Consider the following 19,826-nt stretch of genomic DNA (forward strand, 5'->3'; position numbering starts at 1 on the left):
CCCCGTGGCCAAGGTGATGGCCCTTCGCGATGCCGTGTCGCAGTACGTCCGCGACGGCGCGGTCATCGCGATGGGCACGGGCCTCGAGTCGTGCATTCCGTTTGCCGCGGGGCACGAGATCATTCGCCAGGGCCGGCGCGAGCTGACGCTGGTCGGCCCGATCTCCGACATCCTGTTCGACCAGCTCATCGGCGCGGGCTGCGTCGGGCGCGTGATCGCGGCCTGGGTAGGCAACGTCGGGTCCGGAATCGCCTACAACTTCCGGCGCGCGGTGGAAGAGCAGATCCCGCGACCGCTCGCGATCGAAGATCATTCCAATATGACCGTCGCGCTGGCGCTCGACGCGGCGGGCCGCGGCGTGCCGTTTCTGCCGTCGCGGACGGCGCTCGGAAGCGACATCGCGCGCGGCCACGGCCGCCTGCGCGAGACGACCTGCCCGTTCACCGGCGAGCGCCTGCTCGCAGTCGCGGCGCTCGAGCCGGACCTCGCGATTCTGCACGTGCCGCGCTGCGATGCGGACGGCTACGCGCATCTGTGGGGCAACCTCGGCGTCACGCTGGAAGCGGCGCGCGCGGCCCGGCACGTCCTGCTCACATGCGAGGAGCTGGTGGACGAAGACGTCATCCGCAGCGATCCCAACCGCACCTTGATTCCCGGCTTCCTCGTCGCCGCCGTGTCGGTCGTGCCGGCCGGCTCGCATCCGTCCCCGACCCAGGGCTACGTCAACCGCGACGACCGGTTCTACGACGAGTACCACGCGGAGACGAAGACGCGCGACGGATTTCTCGGCTGGCTCGAGCGCATGGTCACCGGCGTCCCGGATCACCAGGCGTATCTCGCGCGGCTCGGTGCCGCGCGCGTGGAGGGTTTGCGGCCGCGGAGCCCGCGTCCCGCCGCGCCTGCGAATTACGGGCTGTGACGCGGGCGGAGACGCCGGCCGCCACGCGCCGGCAGATCATGGTCGTCGCCGCGGCCCGGCAGATCCGCGACGGGGAGATCGTCTTCGTCGGGATGCGCCTGCCGCTCTTGGGCTTCGCGCTCGCCAAGGCGACCCACGCCCCGCGGGCGATCGGCCTGTTCGAAAACGGCGTCATCCGCGACACGCCGCCCGCGGGCGCGCTCATCACGATGGGTGATCCGTCCAACATCGCCGGCGCGGCGATGTGCACGACGCTGCTCGACGTGATGGGCCACCTGCAGCGCGGCCGCGTGGACCTCGGCTTCCTCGGCGGCGCCCAGGTCGATCGATTCGGCAACCTGAACACCACTTGGGTGGAAGAGGGCGGGCGGCGCGTGCGCCTGCCCGGCAGCGGCGGCGCCGCGGACATCGCCGCGCTCTCGCGGCGAACCGTGGTAATCATGCAGCACGAGCGGCGGCGGTTCCCGGAGCGCGTCGGCTACCTGACCTCGCCGGGATACGGCACCGGCGGGGCGTGGCGGCGGGAGGTCGGGCTCGTCCGGGGCGGGCCGGCGCGCGTAATCACCAACCTGGCGGTGCTCGGGTTCGACCCGGAATCGGGCGAGATGGTGCTGGAAAGCGTGCACCCGGGGGTCGCGGTCGACGAGGTGCGGGCGCACACGGGCTGGGATCTTCGCGTCCCCGCGCGGCCGGCGATTACGGCCGAGCCGAGCGCGGCGGAACTCGCGGCCCTGCGGCGGTTCGATCCGGACGGTGAGTGGACAGGATAGCGCCGGCCGGTCCCGATAGGGACCGCGGCCGATAGGGAGGGACAGAATGGCGACGGCTCAACAGACGGCGACCTACAAGAACTTCATCGGCGGCGAATGGCGCGACTCGGAAGGCGGTGTCTTCGACGTCCGCAGTCCCGCCAACGGCGAGCTGCTCTACCGGGCGCAGCGCTCAACCGTCAAGGACGCGCACGCGGCGATCGAGGCGGCGCGGCGCGCTTTCGAATCGACGGCGTGGCGCGAGGATACCGCGTTGCGCACGGCGGCCATCACCAAGTTCTCGGAGGCGGTCCGCGCGCGCCATCAGGATCTCGCCACACAGCTGACGCGCGAGAGCGGCAAGCCGTTCCCGATCAGCCGCGGCGAGGCGCTCCGGCTCGCCGAGACGACGAGCTACTACGCGGGGCTGACGCGGTGGATCTTCGGCCGCTCCCAGATTCCGCAGCCGAACAGCATCAGCATGATCATGCGCGAACCGGTCGGCGTGGTCGCGATCATCGTGCCCTGGAACGCCCCGCTCGCGCTGCTGGCCCGCGCGATCGCGCCGGCGCTCGCCGCCGGTAACGCCGTCGTCGTGAAGCCCGCGAGCTACACCGCGGGGTCGACCGTGGAGCTCGGCCGCATCATCGAGGGAATCGAAGAGTTTCCGAAGGGCGTCGTCGACATCGTCACCGGGCCCGGCGATCCGGTCGGCGCGGAGCTGGCCCGGCACGACGACGTGGACATGGTCTCGTTTACCGGCGATACCTCCACCGGCCGTGAGATCATGCGGCTCGCCGCCGGCAACCTCAAGAAAGTGTCGCTCGAACTCGGCGGCAAGTCGCCGACCATCGTCTTTGCCGATTCCAACTTCGACCGCGCGATCCGGGGCGCGATCAACGCGGCGTCGTTCTACAACGCCGGCCAGATCTGCATCGCCGGCACGCGCGTGCTCGTGGAAGAGAGCGTGCACGACGAGTTCGTGTCGCGCATCAAGGAGATGGTGCCGAAGCTGAAGGTCGGGCCCGGCTGGGAGAAGGGCGTCGAGGTCGGGCCGGTCATCTCCGAGTCACAGCTGGAAAAGGTCACGGGCTTCATCGAAACCGGCAAGAAGGAGGCGCGTCTCGTCGTCGGGGGCCGGCGCCTCACGGACGGGGAGCTCGCCAAAGGCTACTTCATGGCGCCGACGGTGTTCGACGAGATGTCGCCGGACGCGAAGATCGCCCAAGAGGAGATCTTCGGTCCCGTCATGGGGATCACGACGTTCAAGGACCTGGACGACGCGATCCGGATCGCCAACAACACCCGCTACGGGCTGGTGGCCGCCGTGTGGACGCGCGACATCAATAAGGCGATGAAGATCGCGACGCGCGTGCGGGCCGGCTCCATCTGGATTAACACCTTCGGCAAGATGTATCAGTCTACCGAGATGGGCGGCTTCAAGCAGTCCGGAGTGGGCCGGCAGTACGGCCTCGAAGGGCTTTTCGAATACACGGAGCTGAAACACGTAAACATTCAGATCGAGAAGTAGCAGATCTATGACCGGAGAACTCTCGCGCGCCGCGCGGGTGCGTCCAAGCGCGCCGTTCGGCGTCGCCACGAAGAGTGAACCCGGCTGACGGGCCGGTTCTGAGTCGGTCGGGGTCGGGTCTTTGAAAGCGTGCTATAGATCTTGTCTCGGTGTGATCACTCTGTTCCGTCTCACGTCCCATACTCCGCGATAAGTCACCCGCACGTCGGGCAGCGAGTCGAGGGTCAGGAACAGCAACGTATAGTGCGGGTCCGTGTGCGGGTACCCCCGCGCCCGGAGGAAGGCGGCGAGCGCCGATGCCCGTTCGGCGACCGCGGCGAAGGGCTCGGGCGACATGATGCCGCCGATCGGCAGCGGAAATTCGAACGCCGTGCGGCCGTCCTCGACCGCGACGATGCCGCCGCCGAGGTCGAGGACGCGGCGGGCCGCCCGCGCCATGTCGCCAGCGTCCCGGCCGAGCACGGTCAGATGCGCGGTGACGTTGAACGTGCAGGCGAGGCCGCCGAGGCGCTGGACGAAGTTGCCGAGCGCGCTGCGAACGATCCACCGTCCGCGCGGGTCGACGAGAGCGAGGTGGACGAAGGATGCCGGGAGCGCGAGGCGGCCGTCGTGCGCCGCGGCGGGCACGTCCTGGCGGCGCGTGATCACGCTGTTCTCGAGGACGAGCGCGGGCACCGCCGCGCCGCCGGGACCGGCGGCCGCGGGAAGGTCGAACAACGCCGGCGCCGGATCCCATTCCGGCGCGAAGCGCCGCGGAATGACCTCGGCCCACGCGATCTTCGGAAACGGCGCCGTGCATGCGCCGTTCTCGGCCGCGATCCGGCCGTCCGCGAAGACCGTCGACGGGCGCGGCTCCCGGAGGTCGTCGAGCACGACGATGTTGGCGCGCCGGCCGGCCGCAATGCCGCCGAGGTCCTCGTCGAGTCCGACGTACGCCGCCGGCGCGATCGTCGCCATCTGATAGGCGAGCACCGGCTCGATCCCGGCGGCGATCGCCTGCCGGATCACGTGGTCGAGATAGCCCTCCCGCGCGATCGTCGCGGCTTCCGGGCCGTCCGCGGTGAACATCAGCCGGCCCGCCCGCGCGCGCTCCGGCGTAATCGCCCGCGCCAGCGCCGGGACGTCCGGGCGCAGCGACGAGTGCCGCAGCATCGTGTAAAGGCCGGCCCGCAGCCGGTTCGTGATATCGGCGGCGGTGATCCCTTCGTGGTCGGACGACCAGCCGGCCGCGGCCAGCGCCGTGAGCCGGTCGTAGGATGCGCCGGGCGCATGCCCGTCGATGCGGCGGCCCGCCGCGAGCGCCGCGGCCATCTTCCGCAGCAGATCCTCGTCGCCGTGGTAGACGGCGGGCCAGCGGGTGACTTCGCCGACCGAGCGCACCGCGTCGAGCTCGAGCAGCGCGCGCACCCGGTCCAGCGAGAACATTTCCTCCTCCGGCAGGTGCGAGGACAGATGGAGACGCACCGCCCACAAGAGGCGCACCGGCATCGCGGAGAGCGACTCGAGGAGCGGGACGAGCCGCTCGGGCGGCGTCTGCAGCATCAACTGCATCGCGTCGGCGACGAGCGTGGTGGTGCCCGTTCGAAGCACTTCGCGCGCAAACTCGACCGGAGTCGCCATCCCCGTGACATGCGTGTGCGGATCGATGTAGCCGGGCGCCAGGATCTTGCCGGGGTACGTCCGGACCTGCGTCTCCGGCCCGATCATGCCGCGGTTCGATCCGACGTAAGCGATGCGGCCGCCCGCGACCGCCACGTTCGCGGGGTACAGCTCGCCGCTGTACACGTTGAGCAGCGTCGCGCCGTCGAGATACAGATCGGCTGCCCGGCGTCCGGCCGCGACGTCGAGCAGCAGCCGCAGGTCTTCCAGCGTGCGGGTCGTGCGCCTCACGATGGCCCAAGTCTAGCACGCGCCGTAATGACCTGACGGCGGTGTCGCGCGGCCGCGGGCGGCGTTTCCGACGAGGACTTACCGGCGTGCGGCGCCAACACTAGGCGCCGGGATCCGGGGAGGTGGGTATGGACTCACAGCCGCTGTGGAAGCCGGTGCTCGCGGAGTTGATCGGCACGTTCACGCTGATTTTTGCCGGCGCGGGCGCCATCATCGCGAACGAGGCCACGCACGGGGGCGTCAGCCTGCTCGGCATCGCGCTCGCGCACGGGCTCGCGATCGGGGTGATGGTGTCGGCGCTCGGGGTGATTTCAGGCGGCCACTTCAACCCGGCTGTGACGGTCGGCTTTCTCGCAGCGGGACGCATTGCCGCCGCGAGGGCGTCGGCGTATCTGATCGCGCAGCTGGCCGGAGCGACCCTCGGCGGCCTCGCGCTCCTCGCGACGTATCCGAGCGGTCCCGCCGCGGCGGCGCACCTCGGCACGCCCGCGCTGGCGCCGGGGTTGTCGAGCGGCGCGGGCATCCTGTTGGAGGCGATCGGGACTTTCTTTCTCGTGGCGGTGGTCTTCGGGACCGCCGTGCATCCCGGAGCGCCGCGGCTCGGCGGGCTCGCGATCGGCCTGACGATCACCATGGATATTCTGGCGTTTGGGCCGCTGACCGGCGCGGCGGTGAATCCGGCGCGGGCGTTCGGGCCGGCGCTCGTGTCCGGCGCCTGGGCCGATCAGCTCGTCTATTGGATCGGCCCCTTGATCGGAGGCGGTGTGGCCGGCGTGCTCTACGGCGGCGTTTACCTGCCGGCGGCCTCCAAGTAGCGCAGCAGGGTCCGCACCCCGTACCCGGTCCCGCCGAGCGCCACGTACGGCGGACCTTTGCGGTCCTCCGCGAAAGCGGGGCCGGCGATGTCGAGGTGCGCCCAGGGGGTCGTTCCGGCGAAGGCGGCGATGAACGACGCGCCGCGCTCGGCGCCCGCTGCCCGGCCAGCCGAGTTCTTGAGGTCGGTGAACTCACCGCGCATCGCCTCGGCGTACTCCTCGTACATCGGCAGCTGCCAGAGCTGCTCGCCGGAGGCCGTCGCGGCGGCCAGCAGGCGGTCGGCGAGCGGTTGATCGTTCGCCATCAGCCCGGCGGTGTGGTCGCCGAGCGCGACGACGCAGGCCCCGGTCAGCGTTGCAAGATCGATGATCTCGCTCACGCCCTCCCGGACGGCGTAAGCGACGGCATCACCGAGGACCAGCCGGCCCTCCGCGTCCGTGTTGTTGATCTCCACCGTCTTGCCGCCGAGGCCGCGGACGATGTCGCCGGGCCGTGTCGCGCGGCCGCTGATCATGTTCTCCGTGGCGACGGCGATGCCGAGCACACGCACCGGCACCGCGAGCTCCTTCAGGGCGCCCATCGCCCCTAGGACCGCGGCCGCGCCGGCCATGTCGGTTTTCATCGTCGCCATGCCGCTCGCGGTCTTGATCGAGTACCCGCCGGTATCGAAGGTGATGCCCTTGCCGCACAGCGCCACCGTTCGCGAATCCCGCGCGCCGGACGCCGGTTTGTAGTCGAGCACGATGAACTTCGGCGGCTGGTCGCTCCCGGCGGCGACGGCGGCGAAGAGACCCATTCCCATCTTGCGCGCCTCGTCGAGCTCAATCACCCGGCAGCCGAGCCCGTCGCGCTTCGCGATGTCGCGCGCGAGGTCCGCGAGCGCAGCCGGCGTGATGACGTTGGCCGGCTCGTTCACGAGGTCGCGGGCGCGGCACGTAGCAGCGACCGCGATCCCGGCGAGGCCCACCGCGCCTTCGAGCGCCTTGCGATCACCCTGCGCGAGGAGGACCGCGTCGTCGGGTCCTTTGTCCTCAGCTGTGCGATACTTGTCGAACCGGTAGCCGGCGAGACCGGCGCCTTCGGCCGCCGCGCGCACGCGCTCGGCGGGGGAGCCGGCCGCGCCGGCCGGCTCACCGGCGGGTACCGCGATCGCCAGCCGCCCCGCCTGCACGCCGCCGGCCTGTCGCGCCGCCACCGCCGCGAACCGGCGCACGGCCTCGGCATCGCGGCCGTTTCCCGTCCCCACAAGCAGCGTGCGCCGGAACGGCGCGTCGAGCGTGTGCAACAGCAGCGTCCGACCCCGCTTCCCGGTGAAGCCGTCGGCGCGGGCCGCATTCGCGAGCCGGCCGCCGAGCTGCTTGTCGACCGCGGCCGCGTCCCCGCCGAGCGTGCCGGGTTCGGACACCGGTAGCGCCAGGAGATCGCAGGGGGTGGCGGCCGGGAGTGTATCGGCGAGCGTCACGCGCATGGGTCCCTCCGTAAGGGCATCGTTCCGCAAAAATCGGCCGGCGCGAGGCGCCGCACGGGCGGTCCCCGCGGCCTCTCGTGGATGTGTCGGACTACTCAGCCGATTGTAGCAAACCGCCTCAGCGCACCAAGGCGGACACCGGGACCAGCTGAATCCCGGCTTCGTCGAACTCCGGCAGCATGTCGCGGAGGACGCGCGCGGTCACCTTGCCGACGTGGCCGATCGCGATCGCCTGCCCGCGCGTCTGCGCCACCCGGATCAGCGCGTGAAACTGCGCGCGCACGTACGTCTCGTCGTCCTGGTTGTCGAGAAAGACCGCGCGGACCGCGGTCGGCACGCCGACCGCGCGCGCGGTCTCCGCCGCGATCGACCGCGGCGAGGTCAGGCTGTCGACGAAGAACAGCCTTCGGGCCTTGACGACTCCGAGGATCGCGCGCATGACGCGCAGATCGGCGGTGCCGCGGGAGCCCATGTGATTGTTTGTGCCCACCGCGCCGGGGACGGTGGCGAAGTCCTTCGCGACCGTCTTCGCGATCGCGTCGTCGGACATGTCGACGGTGACGCCCCCGGGTCCGAGGTCGAGCGCCGGGTCGTCCGGTTGAACCGGCAGGTGGAGGATGACCTGCACGCCGCGCGCCGCCGCTTCTTCGGCGATCGGCGTTGAAAACGGCAGGCCCGGCAGCACGGAGATCGTGACCGGCCGCGGAAGCGCCATTACCTCCCGCGCGGTGTGCAGGCTGTAGCCCGCGTCGTCGAAGATGACGGCGACCCGGGGATGATCCGGCGTGGCCGGCGAGGACTGCGCGGGCACGACCACGGGGGTCTGCGACTGCTCGGGGTTGTCGCGCGGAAGGCGGGGGGCGGCGGTCCGAGCGGGCGGCGCAGCGCGGCGGGGCGGCACCGGCACGGCCGGTGCCGCGCGCGACGGCCTGGACACCGCGGAAGTCGGGGCCGGTGCGGGCGGCGCCGGCCGGAAATGCCACCCCGCGAGAAAACCCAGGACGAGCCCGGTGCCCGCGAGCATGCCGAGCAGAAACCCGGGGCCGCGCCGGCCTCTCGCCCTCCCGCCTGGCCTGCCCCTGTGTGAGTTTCGCCGCGCCATTATGGTGTAATGACCTGCCTCCACGAATGCCGCATCGAATGCTGCGATGAGGACGGCGCCGAGCGTGCCGGGTGCTACTACGCCGGACCGTCCGCAACTCCTCCCGCCGGGGGCCGGTCCGGCGCGGGCGGGGTCAGAGCCAGATCTCGCTGATCGGCGCTTCGCGGGCGGCCAGGCCGAGCGCCGGCAGGCCCCAATTGTCGGTCATCGTGCGGCAGAACCCGTAGTGCGTGTGCCGGATCGCGGATGCCGCGCCACGGCGCACGCCCCGGCCCCAGAACGCCGCGAAGACGTGGTTGTCCGTGTGGAAGTCGTCTTCGTCGTAGCAGAAGAAGAAGGCCGGGTAGCGGCCGCCCTCGTCCGGCGTCGTGAACCACGGGGAGCCGGCGAGCGCGTCGAGCAGGGTGTTCAGGTTGGCGTCGGCCCGAAGCGGGTGACCGTTGTGCATCTCGTTGTCGTCATCCCAACCGACGTAGACGAGGCAGCGATCGGGTAGGCCCCCGGGCCCGCCGCGCAGGTCGGCGCGCAGCGCCTCGAAACCGGCGCGCGTGCGCGCGATCGGCGCGCGCAGGTCCGCGAGCGGGTTGTGTTTGGGAGCGATGGTGCCGGCCAGATGATACACGTAGGCCGGGACCGGCGGCGATGCCTCGGCGCCGACGCTTGCCACCGTCGGATGAAACGTGGTCACGACCTCGTTCGTGCCCCAGAGTTCTCCCGAGGCCATCGCGCGGTAGTTGGGTCCGGACGGGTGCGACACCGCGAAGTATTGCGTGAGCACCGCGCCCTCACGGGCAAGGCGGCGGTGCGACGCGAGCGACGAGACCTGGGAGTAGGTGTGGTTTTCGAAAACGCCCCACACGAGGCTGCTCCACCATCGGGCGGTCGCCTCGGCGTGGGCCGGACGGCCCATCCCGCCCGCCGCGACCGTTGCGGCCGCGAACCGGAGCAGAGCACGACGGGTCAGGCGCGGTGGGGCGGCGCCCCGCCGGATTGGGTCGTGGTCGGACACGGCCGCGTCCTCCGGCGTCAGGCCGTCACGGCGCTGACGAACGCGGCGAGGCGCCGGGGCGCCGGAATCGGGTGCGCAAAAAACTCCGTCCAGGCTTCGGCGACCCGCGAGGCCGTTTCAATCGGCAGCGAGGCCGGCGGCACACCCGACACGTCTTCCCACGGCGGGCCGTCGAGCCTCAGCCCGACCTGGTCGACGTAGTCCATCGCAGCGTCCGCTTCCGTCCTGATCGCGGCGGCGCCCTCCAGCGCGAGTCCGGTGTTGTCCTCGTAGACGTCCACGAGGACCCTCGTGAGGGCCGCCAGTCCCGCGATGGCGCGCAGCGTAGTCCACTGATCCTGGATGCTCGCGGTCGGATCCCACAGCGCGCCCGAGCCCGCGCCGTTCCCGGCGGCGGGTCCGGTCTGGGCGGCCGCCGGCAGCGGCAACAACCGCTCACCGGCGGCGATCACGGCGAGCCACCGGTCGAGAAGCGACGCGCACCGGATCGCCGCCCGGCGCAGGCTCGGCGCTCCATCCCGGAGCGTGGCGCCGCAAAGACGCGCCGCGGCGGCGATCACCTTCGGCGCGAGATCGCGGGAGGCCAGCCGAGGCGCGCGCACATCCAGCGCGACGAACCATTCGACCATCAGGGCGATGTCTTCCGGCGACGTGTAACGATCGGGGCGCTCGAGCAGCCCTCTCTGCAGCGAGGCCCTCCACCGCGGGCCCGCGGTCTGCAGCACCTCGACGGCGATCCGGATCGGCGCGAAGACGCAGACGAGCCACGCCACCGACACGAGAAAGAAGTGGCGCCCGCCGTCCGCGACGAGCGTGACCGCGGCGCCGGCCAGACAGATCCACAGCCACGTCCGGCCGAACGCGCGGCGCGCGTCGGCGCGTTCCAGGCGGCTGAGCGCGTAGCGGAGCGTCATCGGCGCCCCTATGGTACCATACAGCCTGTGCCGACCATCGCCGAGACGCGTTTTCAGATGGTCCAGCTCGTTTTCCCCGAACACGCCAACCCGCACGGCACCCTCTACGGAGGCCGCATGATGTCGTGGATTGCGACGGCGGGCACGCTGGCCGCGTCGCGCTTCGCCCACGGTCTCGTCGTGCTCGGCGCCATGGACGACCTGGATTTTCTTACGCCCGTGCACGTCGGTGAGATCGTCACGATCGACGCGCAGGTTGAGTACGCCGGACGGACCTCGATGGAGGTCGGTGTCGCGGTCCAATCCGAGGCGCCGGGCCGCTCCGCGCCCAGGCGCACGACGTCGTCCCACCTGGCCTTCATCGCGCTCGACGATCGGGAACGTCCGCGTTCGGTCGGGCAGACGGTGACCCCGAGCTCGCGCGCCGAGGCGGCGGTGCACCAGGCGGCTGAGGCCCGCAAGGCGGCGCGCCGCGCGCGGGTGCAGGCGCACGGCCCGGCGGAGGGGATCCCGGCCGCGGATGTGCCCGCGGCCGGCCTGGGGGCCGGCCGCGCGCCGCGGACGCATCTCGCCCACCTCGTGACGCCCGAAGACGCCTTCAGCGGCACGCTGATGTTTGCGGGCAAGGTCCTGACGCTGCTCGACGAGGCGGCCGCGATCACGGCCGCCCGCTACGCGCGGGGTCCCGTTGTCACCGCCTCGCTTGATACGGTGTACTTCTACCATCCGCTGCGCGTGGGGGAGATCGCGGACGCGGCCGCGGCGGTGACCTTCGTGTCGCGGACGTCCGCCGAGATCGGCGTGCGCGTAGACGGAGAGCAGCCCGGGCGGGAGCGGCATCACACCTGTGCCGCGTACCTCACGATGGTGCACGTGGACGACGCGGACCGGCCGGCGCCGATGCCGTCGTTGCCGGCGCCGGCGGGCGCCGCGCGGCGCGCCTGGCTGGCCGCGGCGATGCGCACCCGCGCGCGGAAGGAGCGGGTGGCCGCGCTGCGTGCCGGATGCGATGCTCATTAGGTTCGTTCACGTGATGGTGCTGTCGGTCGTGCCCTGGGTCGAGCTGCGGCTCGCCATCCCGTACGGGATCGCCCGCGGGCTGTCCCCGGCGATCGCGTTCTGTGCCGCAGTGCTCGCAAGCTGGATCATGATCATCCCGGCGTTCGTGGCGCTGGACCTCTTCTACGAGCGGCTGCTGTCGCGGTCCGCGTTCGTGCGGCGCCTGATCCAGGAAGTCCGGCACCGCGGACGAAAATATGTGGAGCGGTGGGGGGTCGTCGGCGTGGGCATCTACGTCAGCCTGCCGTTTCCCGGACCCGGAATCTATTCGGGCGCCGTCCTCGCCTGGACGTTCGGCCTGCCGCGGCGTCAGGCGGTCGCCGCGCTGGCGGTGGGCGTGCTGGTCAGCGCCTTTCTGGTCACCCTGATCAGCACCGGCCTCATCGCGGTCATCAGACGGTTCGTGTGAGCGCGCGGGGGCGACGCGCGCACATCGCTGTCCTGGGGGGGTGACCGGTGGACACGGTCGGGCACCACTACATCGTCGAAGGCTCGGGCTGTAACCCCGACGTGATCAGCCGGGTGGAACAGGTCGAGCAGGTGCTCGTCCGCGCGGCTGAAGCCGCCGACGTGCAGATCTGGTCCATCTCATTTCACCGGTTCCGGCCGATGGGCGTCAGCGGCGTCGTCGTGATCTCGGAGTCGCATTTGTCCGTGCACACATGGCCGGAGGTCGGCTACGTCGCCCTCGATATCTTCACCTGCGGCGACCGGGCGAAGCCTGAGGCCGCGGTGCAGCACGCGCTGAAGGCTTTCGGCGCGACCAACATGCATATCACCGAGGTTACGCGCGGGCTGCAGGAAGGCGACAAGGTGTTCTTCCACAGCATGATCACGTGGGAGGAGCGCCTGCCGGAAAACCTGATGAACCACGAGCGCAAGCGCCGGCGTCCCGCGCGGCGACGTCGCGCGAAGGTGATGTCGACGTCGTAGGCGCGCGTGATGCGTCGGCAGATGCTCCTCGGCGACGCTTCGGGTCCACAAGGGGGCTCTCGCTCGGCTCCGGCGCGCGGTCCCTACCGATTCGCCCGACGCTGTGTCGCGCCCGCGGTTCAACGTTGCCCGACGACGCTACGGCAGCGTCTTGGTCGCGCGCACCCCGGTACGGACGGTCCGGCGGCCGCGCGCCTCGAACGCGGATACATCGCTACCCGGGAAGCGCGGAGAGGAGAGCACGATGAGCAACGAACAGGCGGCGCCTGAGACGAAGGGTGTTACGGTGAAATTGCTGGCAACCGTTGACCTTGGGCCGGAGATCGAGGGCATGGCTGGGCGCCGGCTTCGAATGCGCATGGTGACCATGGAGCCTGGAGGCGTCTTCGGCCCGATTCACGACCATAAAGACAGACCGGGCACCGTCTACATACTGCAAGGAACGATCACCGACCATCGAAACGGCGTCGCGACGGATTACGGGCCGGGAGTGGGCTGGCCCGAGGATAGGCACACCACACACTGGCTTGAGAACCGAGGAACGATTCCGGCTGTGGAGATCTCGGTCGACATAGTCAGACAAGCGTGAGTCTCGGCGCGCGGTCCAGGGGGGACTACCACGGCCTGAGCGAACTGAAACGCGGAACCACATCCGTGGGGCGGAGTTGTTTCGCAGGGCTGCACCACGAACGCAAGCGCCGGCTTTGCGCGGCAACGCGGCGCGAAGGTGATGTCGGCGTGCTAGCGGCAGCTTAGACGCCGAAGGCGGCGGCGACGATATTGATCAGCAGGTAGCGGGCGACCTGGATCAGGAGGAGCGCGGCGATCGGCGTGACGTCCATCCCGCCGAGCGGCGGCACGAACCGGCGGATCGGCAGCAGGATCGGGTCCGTGACGCGGACGATCCCCCGCACGACCGGATGGTGGTAGTCGACCGACGGGATCCACGTCAGCAGGGCCCGCACAATGATCAGCAGCGCCAGCAACTGGGCCGCGTCCGAAATGAGCGAGATGAGGAACAACACGCATGTATTCTAGCACAGGCGCGGACGGACCGGTGCCGCCGGGCACGGCGGCGACGGAACGGCTCTACTACAACGACGCCTACCGTCGGACGTTTCTCGCCGGTGTGCTGGCCGCCGTCCCCGCGTCCGGCGGACGGACCGGCGTTGTCCTCGACCGGACCGCGTTCTACCCGACGTCCGGCGGTCAGCCGCACGACACCGGCACCGTGGCCGGGATACCGGTCGTCGACGTGGTCGATGCCGGCGACCACGTCGTGCATGTCCTCGAGCCCGGCAGTGCGCCGCCCGGCGTCGGCGTCGAGGTGGAAGCGGAGATCGACTGGGACCGGCGGTACGACTACATGCAGCAACACACGGCGCAGCACCTGGTCTCCGCGGCCTTCCTCCAGCAAATTCGCGCCGAAACGGTGTCCGTGCATCTCGGTGATACGTCTACCGTCGACTTCGAGCGCGCCGCGCTGTCCCCGGACGACGCGCTGGCGGTCGAGGATGCACTCGCCCAGGCGGTCTACGACAACCGCGCCGTCACCGTGCGCTTCGTCGATGCGGACGAGGCGGACCGGCTCGGCCTGCGGCGTCCGGCGAAGCGTGCGGGGATGCTGCGCGTGATCGAGATCGAAGGCTTGGACCGCTCCGCGTGCGGCGGGACACACGTGAGGGCCACCGGGGAGCTCGGGCCGATCCTGCTGCGGCGTTGGGAGCGTGCGAAGGGGCATCTCCGGGTGGAGTTTTTGGCGGGCTGGCGCGCGCTTCGCGACTACCGCTGGAAGCACGGGTTCGTCGCGGAATGGGCCGCGCGTCTTACGGTGGGCGACCGCGAGCTTCCGGGGGCGTTGGGGCGGCTCAGCGTCCGGCTCGAAGAACGTGAGCGCGCGCTCGCGGCCTCGTTGAAACGCCTGCTGGCGTACGAAGCGGCGGAGCGGCTCGCCGCGGCGCCCGCGGGTGAAACGCCGAAGGTGCTTCGACTCGAGTTTCCCGAGCGGGACCAAGACGAAGTCCGGCTGCTTCTGCGCGAGCTCACCTCGCGCGAGCCCAGCGTCGTCTTCGCCGGCGTGGTCGCAACCGGGCGGCTGTATTTCGCGCGGTCTCCCGGTGTGGCGGCGGACATGGCGGCCGTGCTGACCCAGGCGGCGCGCGCGGTCGGGGGCCGGGGCGGCGGAACGGCGGAGGCGGCCCAGGGCACGGCCCCGCCGGCCGAAGTCGGCCGCGCCCTCGATCTTGCCGTCGCGCAGATGCGCGGTGGCTGAGCCGCCAGCTGCCCCGATAACCTTCCATACTAAGGTGGGCTTACCGTGACCGCGTCCATGCGTCCCCGCGTCCGACCGGAGGCCGTGATCGAGTTGGCGGAACGGCTGGTCGCCGTCCCTTCGGTCAATCCGCTCCTGGTGCCGGACGGCGAAGGTGAGGCCGAGATCGCGACGACGCTGGCCGCGGCCTGCCGCGCGCTCGATCTCGAGGTCACGCTGCCGGAGGCGCTGCCCGGCCGGCCCAACGTCGTCGCGGTCCTGCGGGGCGCCGATCCCCGCCGCGGCCGATCACTGATGTTGAACGGCCATACCGACACCGTCGGCGCGGCCGGCATGGAGGCGCCGTTTTCCCCGGAGCGCCGGGGCGACCGCCTGTATGGGCGCGGCGCCTACGACATGAAGGCCAGCCTCGCCGCGATGGTCGGCGCGGTGGCCGCGCTTCGCGAGGCCGGCATCGTCCCCCTCGGCGACGTCGTCCTGACCTTCGTCATCGACGAAGAGTACCTGAGCGCGGGCACAGAGGCGGTCGCGCGCCGCTGCCGGACCGACGGCGCGGTTGTGACCGAGCCCACCGCGATGCGTCTGTGCCTCGCGCACAAAGGCTTCGTGTGGGCGCGCATCCGCACCGAGGGACGGGCCGCGCACGGCAGCGATCCCGTCGCCGGCGTGGACGCCATCGCTCACATGGGCCGCGTGCTGGCCGCGATCGACCGGCTCGATCGCGAGGTCCTGCCCGTCGCCGTCCACCCGCTCGTGGGACGGCCGTCCGTCCACGCGTCGCTGATCCAGGGTGGCGAGGGACTCAGCACATATCCGCCGGCCTGCACGCTCGACGTGGAACGCCGGACGCTGCCCGGCGAGACCGCGGCCGGCGCGCAGCGCGAGCTCACGGCGATCCTGGAAGGCCTGCGTGCGGTCGACCCGGCATTCCGGGCTACGCTCGAAATCACCGGCAGCCGGCCCGGCCTCCAGGTGGAACCGCAGGCGCCGATCGTGCGCGCGCTCGAGGATGCGTGCCGGCGGGTGACGGGACAGTCTCCGCCGCACATCGGCGTCGCGTATTGGTGCGACGCGGCGCTCCTGGCGCAGCACGGGGTCCCGGCCGTCGTGTTCGGTCCGTCCGGCGAGGGGGCGCACGCCGCGGTCGAGTACGTCGATCTGCCGTCCGTGGTCACGTGCGCGCAGGTGTACGCGGAGACGATCGCGGCGTTCTGCGGAACCGGCGATGGGGCTGCTGACGCTCCTCTCTGATTTCGGCCTCGACTCTCCATATCCGGCCGCGATGAAGGCGGTCGCCGCCGGAATCTGCGACGCGCGCTTCGTCGATATCACCCACGCCGTACCGCGGCACGGCGTGCGCACCGGCGCGTACTTGCTGTGGTCGGTGGCGCCGGCGTGTCCCCCGGGGACGGTGCACTGCGCGGTCGTCGACCCCGGCGTCGGCACCGCGCGCGCGCCGCTCGCCGTCGCCGCCGGCGCGCAGATCTTCGTCGGACCCGACAACGGCCTCTTGCTGCCCGCCGCGAAGCGGCTCGGCCACGCGCACGTCTATCGCCTGACGAACCCCGCCTACTGGCGCCACCCGGTCTCGGCGACGTTTCACGGCCGGGACATCTTCGCGCCCGCCGCGGCGTATCTGGCGTCGGGCGTGGCGTTGGAGGCGCTCGGCGCGCCGGCGCCGGACTACGCCGACCTGACGCTCGAGGAGGGCGGCTGGGACGGATCGGTTCTGCGCGGGACGGTACTCTGGATCGATCCGTTCGGCAATCTTGTCACCAGTATCCCGGCGGCCCTCCTGGCCGGTCTCGCCGGCGCCCGGCATGCCGCCGTGGAGGTGGGGTCCAGGACCGCCGCCGCGGTCGTCGGACGTACGTTCGGCGATGTGGAGGTCGGAGAGGCGGTTATTATGAAGGGCAGCGACGGATTGGTGGAGGTTGCGCTCAACCGGGGACGCGCCGCAGATGCCCTGGCGGCGTCCGCGGGCGTTCCGATCCGGCTTCGTGCCGCGGATATCGGTTCCTGACACGATACATCCGCCGGGGAGACCGTGATACTATACCGAATACTTTGACCCACATCCAGCGTCAGACACGCATCTGGGGGGAGAAGATCTGATGGCTCTGCGCTTCCGTCTCACCTCGCTGGCCCTCGCCGCCGCCCTTGCAGCCGTTCTTGCGACCCCCATCCTGCCCCACGCCGACGCCGCGTCGGCGCCGTTCGTACTCGCCGCGCTCAAGACGCTGCAGAAGAACTACGTCGACCAGCTCGCCGCGGCGCCGCTGCTCAACGCCGCGCTGGCTGCGGCCGAGAAGAAGGCCGGTGCCGGTGCCGGGACGCCGATCCCGGAAACCGCCACCGACGAGGAGGCGTCGTCCCTATTCTCCCAGCGGTTCTCCGAGCTCACCGCGCAGGCGGCCGGACGCATCGCGGAGACCGACCTCGCCTACGTCGCGGTCGACGGGATGCTTCAGAGCCTGCACGATTCGCACACCGGGTTCGTGCCGCCGGCGCTCTACCAGGAGATCAAGCGCCGCGAAGCCGGACAGGCCGCGTTCACCGGAGTAGGCATCGTGCTGCTGCACCGCGACGGCCAGTATTACATCAGCGAGATCTATCCGGGCGGTCCCGCCGAGCGGGCCGGCATCCGGGTGTTCGACCGGGTCGTCGCCGTCGACGGCCACGCCACGAACAGCCTCGCCGACGACGAAGTCTCGAGGATGATTCGCGGCACGGCCGGCAGCCAGGTGACGCTGACCGTACTGCGCGCGGGCGCGTCGGATTCGATCGACGTGACCATTACGCGGGGCGCGATCCACGTGCCGACCGTGACCGACCGCATGCTGCCCGGCGAGATCGGCTACATCCGGCTGTTCGAGTTCGTTCCGGGGGTGGGCGCCAGCATCCGCAACGCGATGCAGGACCTCCGAGGCGGGGGGATGCGGGCGCTCGTCCTCGACCTGCGCGGCAACCCCGGCGGGCTGGTAAGCGAGCTGCGCGACATCGCGTCGGCGATCCTGCCGGAGGGCTCCGCGGTGCTGCAGATGCGGACGCGGACCGGAAAGAGTATCGTCATGCAGACGCCGAGCGCGCCGATCGTGCCGGCGAGCGTGCCGATCGTCGTGCTGGTGGACGAAGGCACGGCTTCCGCGGCGGAGCTGCTCTCCGCGGCGATTCAGGAGTCGGGACGCGGCGTGGTCGAGGGTACGAAGACCGCGGGCGCCGTGGAGATCGGGATCACGATCGACCTGCCGGAAGGCGCCGGGATGAGCGTGACCGTCGCCCGCGTGTTCACCGGCAAGGGCACGCGGCTCGAAGGGCAGGGTGTCACCCCGGACACGCCGGAGTCGCTCACGTCGCAGGCGATGGACGAGGGGCATGACAGCCAGCTGGACCGCGCGATCGAGATTATCAACACGCAGCTCGGCGTGAAGCCGCCGACTGACGGCATCGCGCCGACGAGTGGCCACGTCATGCCCCGGCTGCGCGCCGCCTAACACCGGCGGGAGCCGGCCGCGGCGCCGGCACGACGTCCAGACGGCCTCTCCTCCGGGAGGGGCTGTTTTGTTGCGGTGGCCGGCGGGTCCCGGCCCGTCGGCCACGCAGGCCCTTGATCGCGCTCGTATACTGATGATGGTCCGCGCGGGGCTCGGAAGACGCGCGGGTATCGGGGGGTCGCCTCATGCGTGCCGCGCTCATCGCGGTGCTCGCCGTCGTACTGATCGGCGTCGTGTCCGCCTCATCGGTTGCGGGCGCGTACAATCACCTCGTGCAGCTGCGGCAGCAGGTGGACGCCGCCCAGGCCGACGTGGAGACCCAGCTGCAGCGCCGCTTCGACCTCATCCCCAACCTGGTCGAGTCGACCCGCGCCGTGCTGGCGCAGGAGCGCACCGTGTTCGAGGCGATCGCGCGGGCGCGGACGCAGTACGCCGGCACCCAGCCCGGCACGCCGCAGCGGATCGACGCGGCCAACAATCTGCAGGGCGCGCTCGCCCGCCTGTTGGTCATCGTGGAGAACTACCCCGTCCTGCGCAGCAACGAGACGGTGCAGTCGCTGATGCAGCAGCTCGCCGCGACGGAGAACCAACTCGCGTTCGCCCGCCGCCGGTACAACGGCGCGGTTCAGGTCTACGACACCACGCTGCAGACGTTTCCGACGACGCTCGTCGCGTCCGCCTTCGGATTCCAGCCGCGCCCGTACTTCCAGGCGCAGCCGGGCGCACAGGAGGCTCCGCGCGTCAATCTCGGAGTGCCCACGCCCTGACCCCGCGCGTTCTTCTCATCGCCGCGGCGCTCGTCGCGGCGGCGACGTTCGCCGCCGCTGCCGCCGCGCCGGGCATGCCGGCGTTCCCCCCGCCGCAGGGCTATGTCTCGGATCTCGCGCACGCGCTCGACGCCGGGGCGCGCGCCTCGCTCGACGCCCGCCTCGCGGCGTACGATCGGGCCACCACCAATCAGATTGCGATCGCGCTGTTTCCGAACCTCGGCGGGGTGCCGATCAACGAGTTCGCGGTCCGCCTCGAGGAAGCGTGGAAGGTCGGACGGCGCGGCCGCGACAACGGCATCCTGGTGCTCATCGCGCTGAAGGAGCGCGAAGTCCGCATCGAGGTGGGATACGGACTCGAAGCCAAGGTCCCCGACGCCGCCGCCGGCCGTATCATTCGCGACGACATCGCGCCGGCGTTCCGGGCGGGGCGGTACGCCGACGGCCTCAACGCCGCGGTCGACGCGCTCACGGCGCTCATCGGCGCGCCGGGTGCGCCCGGCGCGGGTGCGGTCCAACCGGCGGCGCCGGTCCCGCCGGGCGCGGCGGGCGCCGGATCGGGCCGGTCCGGCGGGGGAGGCGGCCTCGCCGTCCTGCTGTTCCTCGTTTTCATCGCGATCGCGACGTTGGCGTCGCGGCGCAGCGCCCGGCGCTGTCCCCGGTGCGGCGCGATGATGCGCCTCGAGTCGGCGACCGGCTCCGCGGCAGTCGGCGCGGTCCAGTGCTGGACATGTTCCCGGTGCGGGTACAAGGACAAGCGGCTCGTGCAGCGTGCCGCGGTGATGCCGGTGCCGTACTTCGTCGGCGGCGGCTGGGGTAGCGGCGGCTTCGGGGGTGGGGGTGGCTTCGGCGGGTTCGGCGGCGGCGCGTCGGGCGGCGGGGGCGCCTCCGGAGGATGGTGAC

General features: G+C 71.2%; 20 protein-coding genes. 14 read left to right on the forward strand and 6 right to left on the reverse strand.

All coding sequences use genetic code 11. From position 1 onward, the window contains the following. Positions 1 to 4: 4 nt before the first annotated feature. From VFL28_11870 to VFL28_11880, 3 genes are read left to right on the forward strand one after another with little or no spacing between them, the layout of a single operon-like run. Positions 5 to 919, forward strand: coding sequence for a CoA-transferase (locus tag VFL28_11870; protein HET7265360.1), 915 nt, complete (start codon positions 5 to 7; stop codon positions 917 to 919). Next, a complete protein-coding gene (locus VFL28_11875) occupies positions 916 to 1,689 on the forward strand; it encodes a CoA-transferase (GenBank protein ID HET7265361.1) in 774 nt (257 codons plus the stop codon). The genes VFL28_11870 and VFL28_11875 overlap by 4 nt, the downstream gene beginning before the upstream one ends. A gap of 46 nt (positions 1,690 to 1,735) precedes the next feature. After that, positions 1,736 to 3,199: an aldehyde dehydrogenase family protein gene (locus tag VFL28_11880; GenBank protein ID HET7265362.1), complete on the forward strand. Its 1,464-nt coding sequence runs from the start codon at positions 1,736 to 1,738 to the stop codon at positions 3,197 to 3,199. Positions 3,200 to 3,331: 132 nt separating this feature from the next. Here the strand turns inward: VFL28_11880 and VFL28_11885 are convergent, their stop codons facing one another. Further along, a complete protein-coding gene (locus tag VFL28_11885) occupies positions 3,332 to 5,089 on the reverse strand; it encodes an adenine deaminase C-terminal domain-containing protein (GenBank protein HET7265363.1) in 1,758 nt (585 codons plus the stop codon). 128 nt (positions 5,090 to 5,217) lie between these two features. Here VFL28_11885 and VFL28_11890 point away from each other — a divergent pair, with 128 nt between their 5' ends. Next, positions 5,218 to 5,904 (forward strand): aquaporin, encoded by a 687-nt coding sequence (locus VFL28_11890; GenBank protein HET7265364.1) that lies wholly within the window; start codon positions 5,218 to 5,220, stop codon positions 5,902 to 5,904. Here VFL28_11890 and VFL28_11895 read toward each other — a convergent pair. The 4 genes from VFL28_11895 to VFL28_11910 all read right to left on the reverse strand — a co-directional run bounded on the left by VFL28_11895 (position 5,880) and on the right by VFL28_11910 (position 10,398). Continuing rightward, positions 5,880 to 7,373 (reverse strand): leucyl aminopeptidase, encoded by a 1,494-nt coding sequence (locus tag VFL28_11895; GenBank protein ID HET7265365.1) that lies wholly within the window; start codon positions 7,371 to 7,373, stop codon positions 5,880 to 5,882. The two genes, VFL28_11890 and VFL28_11895, sit on opposite strands and share 25 nt — an antisense overlap. 118 nt (positions 7,374 to 7,491) lie before the next feature. After that, the gene (locus tag VFL28_11900; GenBank protein ID HET7265366.1) at positions 7,492 to 8,274 is read right to left on the reverse strand and encodes a divergent polysaccharide deacetylase family protein; all 783 of its coding nucleotides are present in this window, start codon (positions 8,272 to 8,274) and stop codon (positions 7,492 to 7,494) included. A gap of 334 nt (positions 8,275 to 8,608) precedes the next feature. Continuing rightward, positions 8,609 to 9,484 (reverse strand): hypothetical protein, encoded by an 876-nt coding sequence (locus tag VFL28_11905; protein HET7265367.1) that lies wholly within the window; start codon positions 9,482 to 9,484, stop codon positions 8,609 to 8,611. Positions 9,485 to 9,501: 17 nt separating this feature from the next. Beyond that, positions 9,502 to 10,398, reverse strand: coding sequence for a hypothetical protein (locus tag VFL28_11910; protein HET7265368.1), 897 nt, complete (start codon positions 10,396 to 10,398; stop codon positions 9,502 to 9,504). 57 nt (positions 10,399 to 10,455) lie between these two features. Between VFL28_11910 and VFL28_11915 the strand changes: the two genes are divergently transcribed. The 4 genes from VFL28_11915 to VFL28_11930 all read left to right on the forward strand — a co-directional run bounded on the left by VFL28_11915 (position 10,456) and on the right by VFL28_11930 (position 12,979). Then, a complete protein-coding gene (locus tag VFL28_11915; GenBank protein ID HET7265369.1) occupies positions 10,456 to 11,418 on the forward strand; it encodes a hotdog domain-containing protein in 963 nt (320 codons plus the stop codon). Continuing rightward, complete coding sequence (locus tag VFL28_11920) at positions 11,408 to 11,866, forward strand: small multi-drug export protein (protein HET7265370.1); 459 nt, start codon at positions 11,408 to 11,410, stop codon at positions 11,864 to 11,866. The genes VFL28_11915 and VFL28_11920 overlap by 11 nt, the downstream gene beginning before the upstream one ends. 47 nt (positions 11,867 to 11,913) lie before the next feature. Next, entirely contained in the window at positions 11,914 to 12,390 is a 477-nt protein-coding gene (gene speD, locus VFL28_11925; GenBank protein HET7265371.1) for an adenosylmethionine decarboxylase, read from the forward strand. Positions 12,391 to 12,634: 244 nt separating this feature from the next. Beyond that, on the forward strand, positions 12,635 to 12,979 hold the full coding sequence (locus tag VFL28_11930) for a cupin domain-containing protein (GenBank protein HET7265372.1): 345 nt from the start codon (positions 12,635 to 12,637) through the stop codon (positions 12,977 to 12,979). Positions 12,980 to 13,142: 163 nt separating this feature from the next. Here VFL28_11930 and VFL28_11935 read toward each other — a convergent pair whose 3' ends face one another. Further along, positions 13,143 to 13,415 carry a YggT family protein gene (locus tag VFL28_11935; GenBank protein HET7265373.1) on the reverse strand — a complete coding sequence of 91 codons (273 nt, stop codon included), beginning with the start codon at positions 13,413 to 13,415 and terminating at the stop codon, positions 13,143 to 13,145. A 2-nt stretch (positions 13,416 to 13,417) separates the two neighbouring features. On the opposite strand from VFL28_11935, the gene VFL28_11940 reads away from it, so the two are divergent. From VFL28_11940 to VFL28_11965, 6 genes are all read left to right on the forward strand, one after another. Beyond that, entirely contained in the window at positions 13,418 to 14,662 is a 1,245-nt protein-coding gene (locus VFL28_11940; GenBank protein HET7265374.1) for an alanyl-tRNA editing protein, read from the forward strand. A 45-nt stretch (positions 14,663 to 14,707) separates the two neighbouring features. Continuing rightward, a complete protein-coding gene (locus tag VFL28_11945) occupies positions 14,708 to 15,913 on the forward strand; it encodes an ArgE/DapE family deacylase (protein HET7265375.1) in 1,206 nt (401 codons plus the stop codon). Then, positions 15,888 to 16,685, forward strand: coding sequence for an SAM-dependent chlorinase/fluorinase (locus VFL28_11950; protein HET7265376.1), 798 nt, complete (start codon positions 15,888 to 15,890; stop codon positions 16,683 to 16,685). Before VFL28_11945 ends, VFL28_11950 begins: the two co-directional genes overlap by 26 nt. A gap of 91 nt (positions 16,686 to 16,776) precedes the next feature. Then, entirely contained in the window at positions 16,777 to 18,156 is a 1,380-nt protein-coding gene (locus VFL28_11955; protein ID HET7265377.1) for a S41 family peptidase, read from the forward strand. 185 nt (positions 18,157 to 18,341) lie between these two features. Next, positions 18,342 to 18,923, forward strand: coding sequence for a LemA family protein (locus VFL28_11960; GenBank protein ID HET7265378.1), 582 nt, complete (start codon positions 18,342 to 18,344; stop codon positions 18,921 to 18,923). Positions 18,924 to 18,997: 74 nt separating this feature from the next. Further along, on the forward strand, positions 18,998 to 19,825 hold the full coding sequence (locus VFL28_11965) for a TPM domain-containing protein (GenBank protein HET7265379.1): 828 nt from the start codon (positions 18,998 to 19,000) through the stop codon (positions 19,823 to 19,825). Position 19,826 lies beyond the last annotated feature (1 nt).

This window comes from bacterium (genome assembly GCA_035691305.1).
Lineage (GTDB): Bacteria > Sysuimicrobiota > Sysuimicrobiia > Sysuimicrobiales > Segetimicrobiaceae > DASSJF01.

What these genes read in the sequence shown, in the direction of transcription:
- VFL28_11880 (HET7265362.1), top strand. Translation starts at nt 1,736, where the DNA reads ATGGCGACGGCTCAACAGACGGCGACCTACAAGAACTTCATCGGCGGC.
- VFL28_11890 (HET7265364.1), top strand. Translation starts at nt 5,218, where the DNA reads ATGGACTCACAGCCGCTGTGGAAGCCGGTGCTCGCGGAGTTGATCGGC.
- VFL28_11895 (HET7265365.1), bottom strand. Translation starts at nt 7,373, where the DNA reads ATGCGCGTGACGCTCGCCGATACACTCCCGGCCGCCACCCCCTGCGAT.
- VFL28_11910 (HET7265368.1), bottom strand. Translation starts at nt 10,398, where the DNA reads ATGACGCTCCGCTACGCGCTCAGCCGCCTGGAACGCGCCGACGCGCGC.
- VFL28_11915 (HET7265369.1), top strand. Translation starts at nt 10,456, where the DNA reads ATGGTCCAGCTCGTTTTCCCCGAACACGCCAACCCGCACGGCACCCTC.
- VFL28_11920 (HET7265370.1), top strand. Translation starts at nt 11,408, where the DNA reads ATGCTCATTAGGTTCGTTCACGTGATGGTGCTGTCGGTCGTGCCCTGG.
- VFL28_11930 (HET7265372.1), top strand. Translation starts at nt 12,635, where the DNA reads ATGAGCAACGAACAGGCGGCGCCTGAGACGAAGGGTGTTACGGTGAAA.
- VFL28_11940 (HET7265374.1), top strand. Translation starts at nt 13,418, where the DNA reads ATGTATTCTAGCACAGGCGCGGACGGACCGGTGCCGCCGGGCACGGCG.
- VFL28_11950 (HET7265376.1), top strand. Translation starts at nt 15,888, where the DNA reads ATGGGGCTGCTGACGCTCCTCTCTGATTTCGGCCTCGACTCTCCATAT.
- VFL28_11955 (HET7265377.1), top strand. Translation starts at nt 16,777, where the DNA reads ATGGCTCTGCGCTTCCGTCTCACCTCGCTGGCCCTCGCCGCCGCCCTT.
- VFL28_11960 (HET7265378.1), top strand. Translation starts at nt 18,342, where the DNA reads ATGCGTGCCGCGCTCATCGCGGTGCTCGCCGTCGTACTGATCGGCGTC.
- VFL28_11965 (HET7265379.1), top strand. Translation starts at nt 18,998, where the DNA reads ATGCCGGCGTTCCCCCCGCCGCAGGGCTATGTCTCGGATCTCGCGCAC.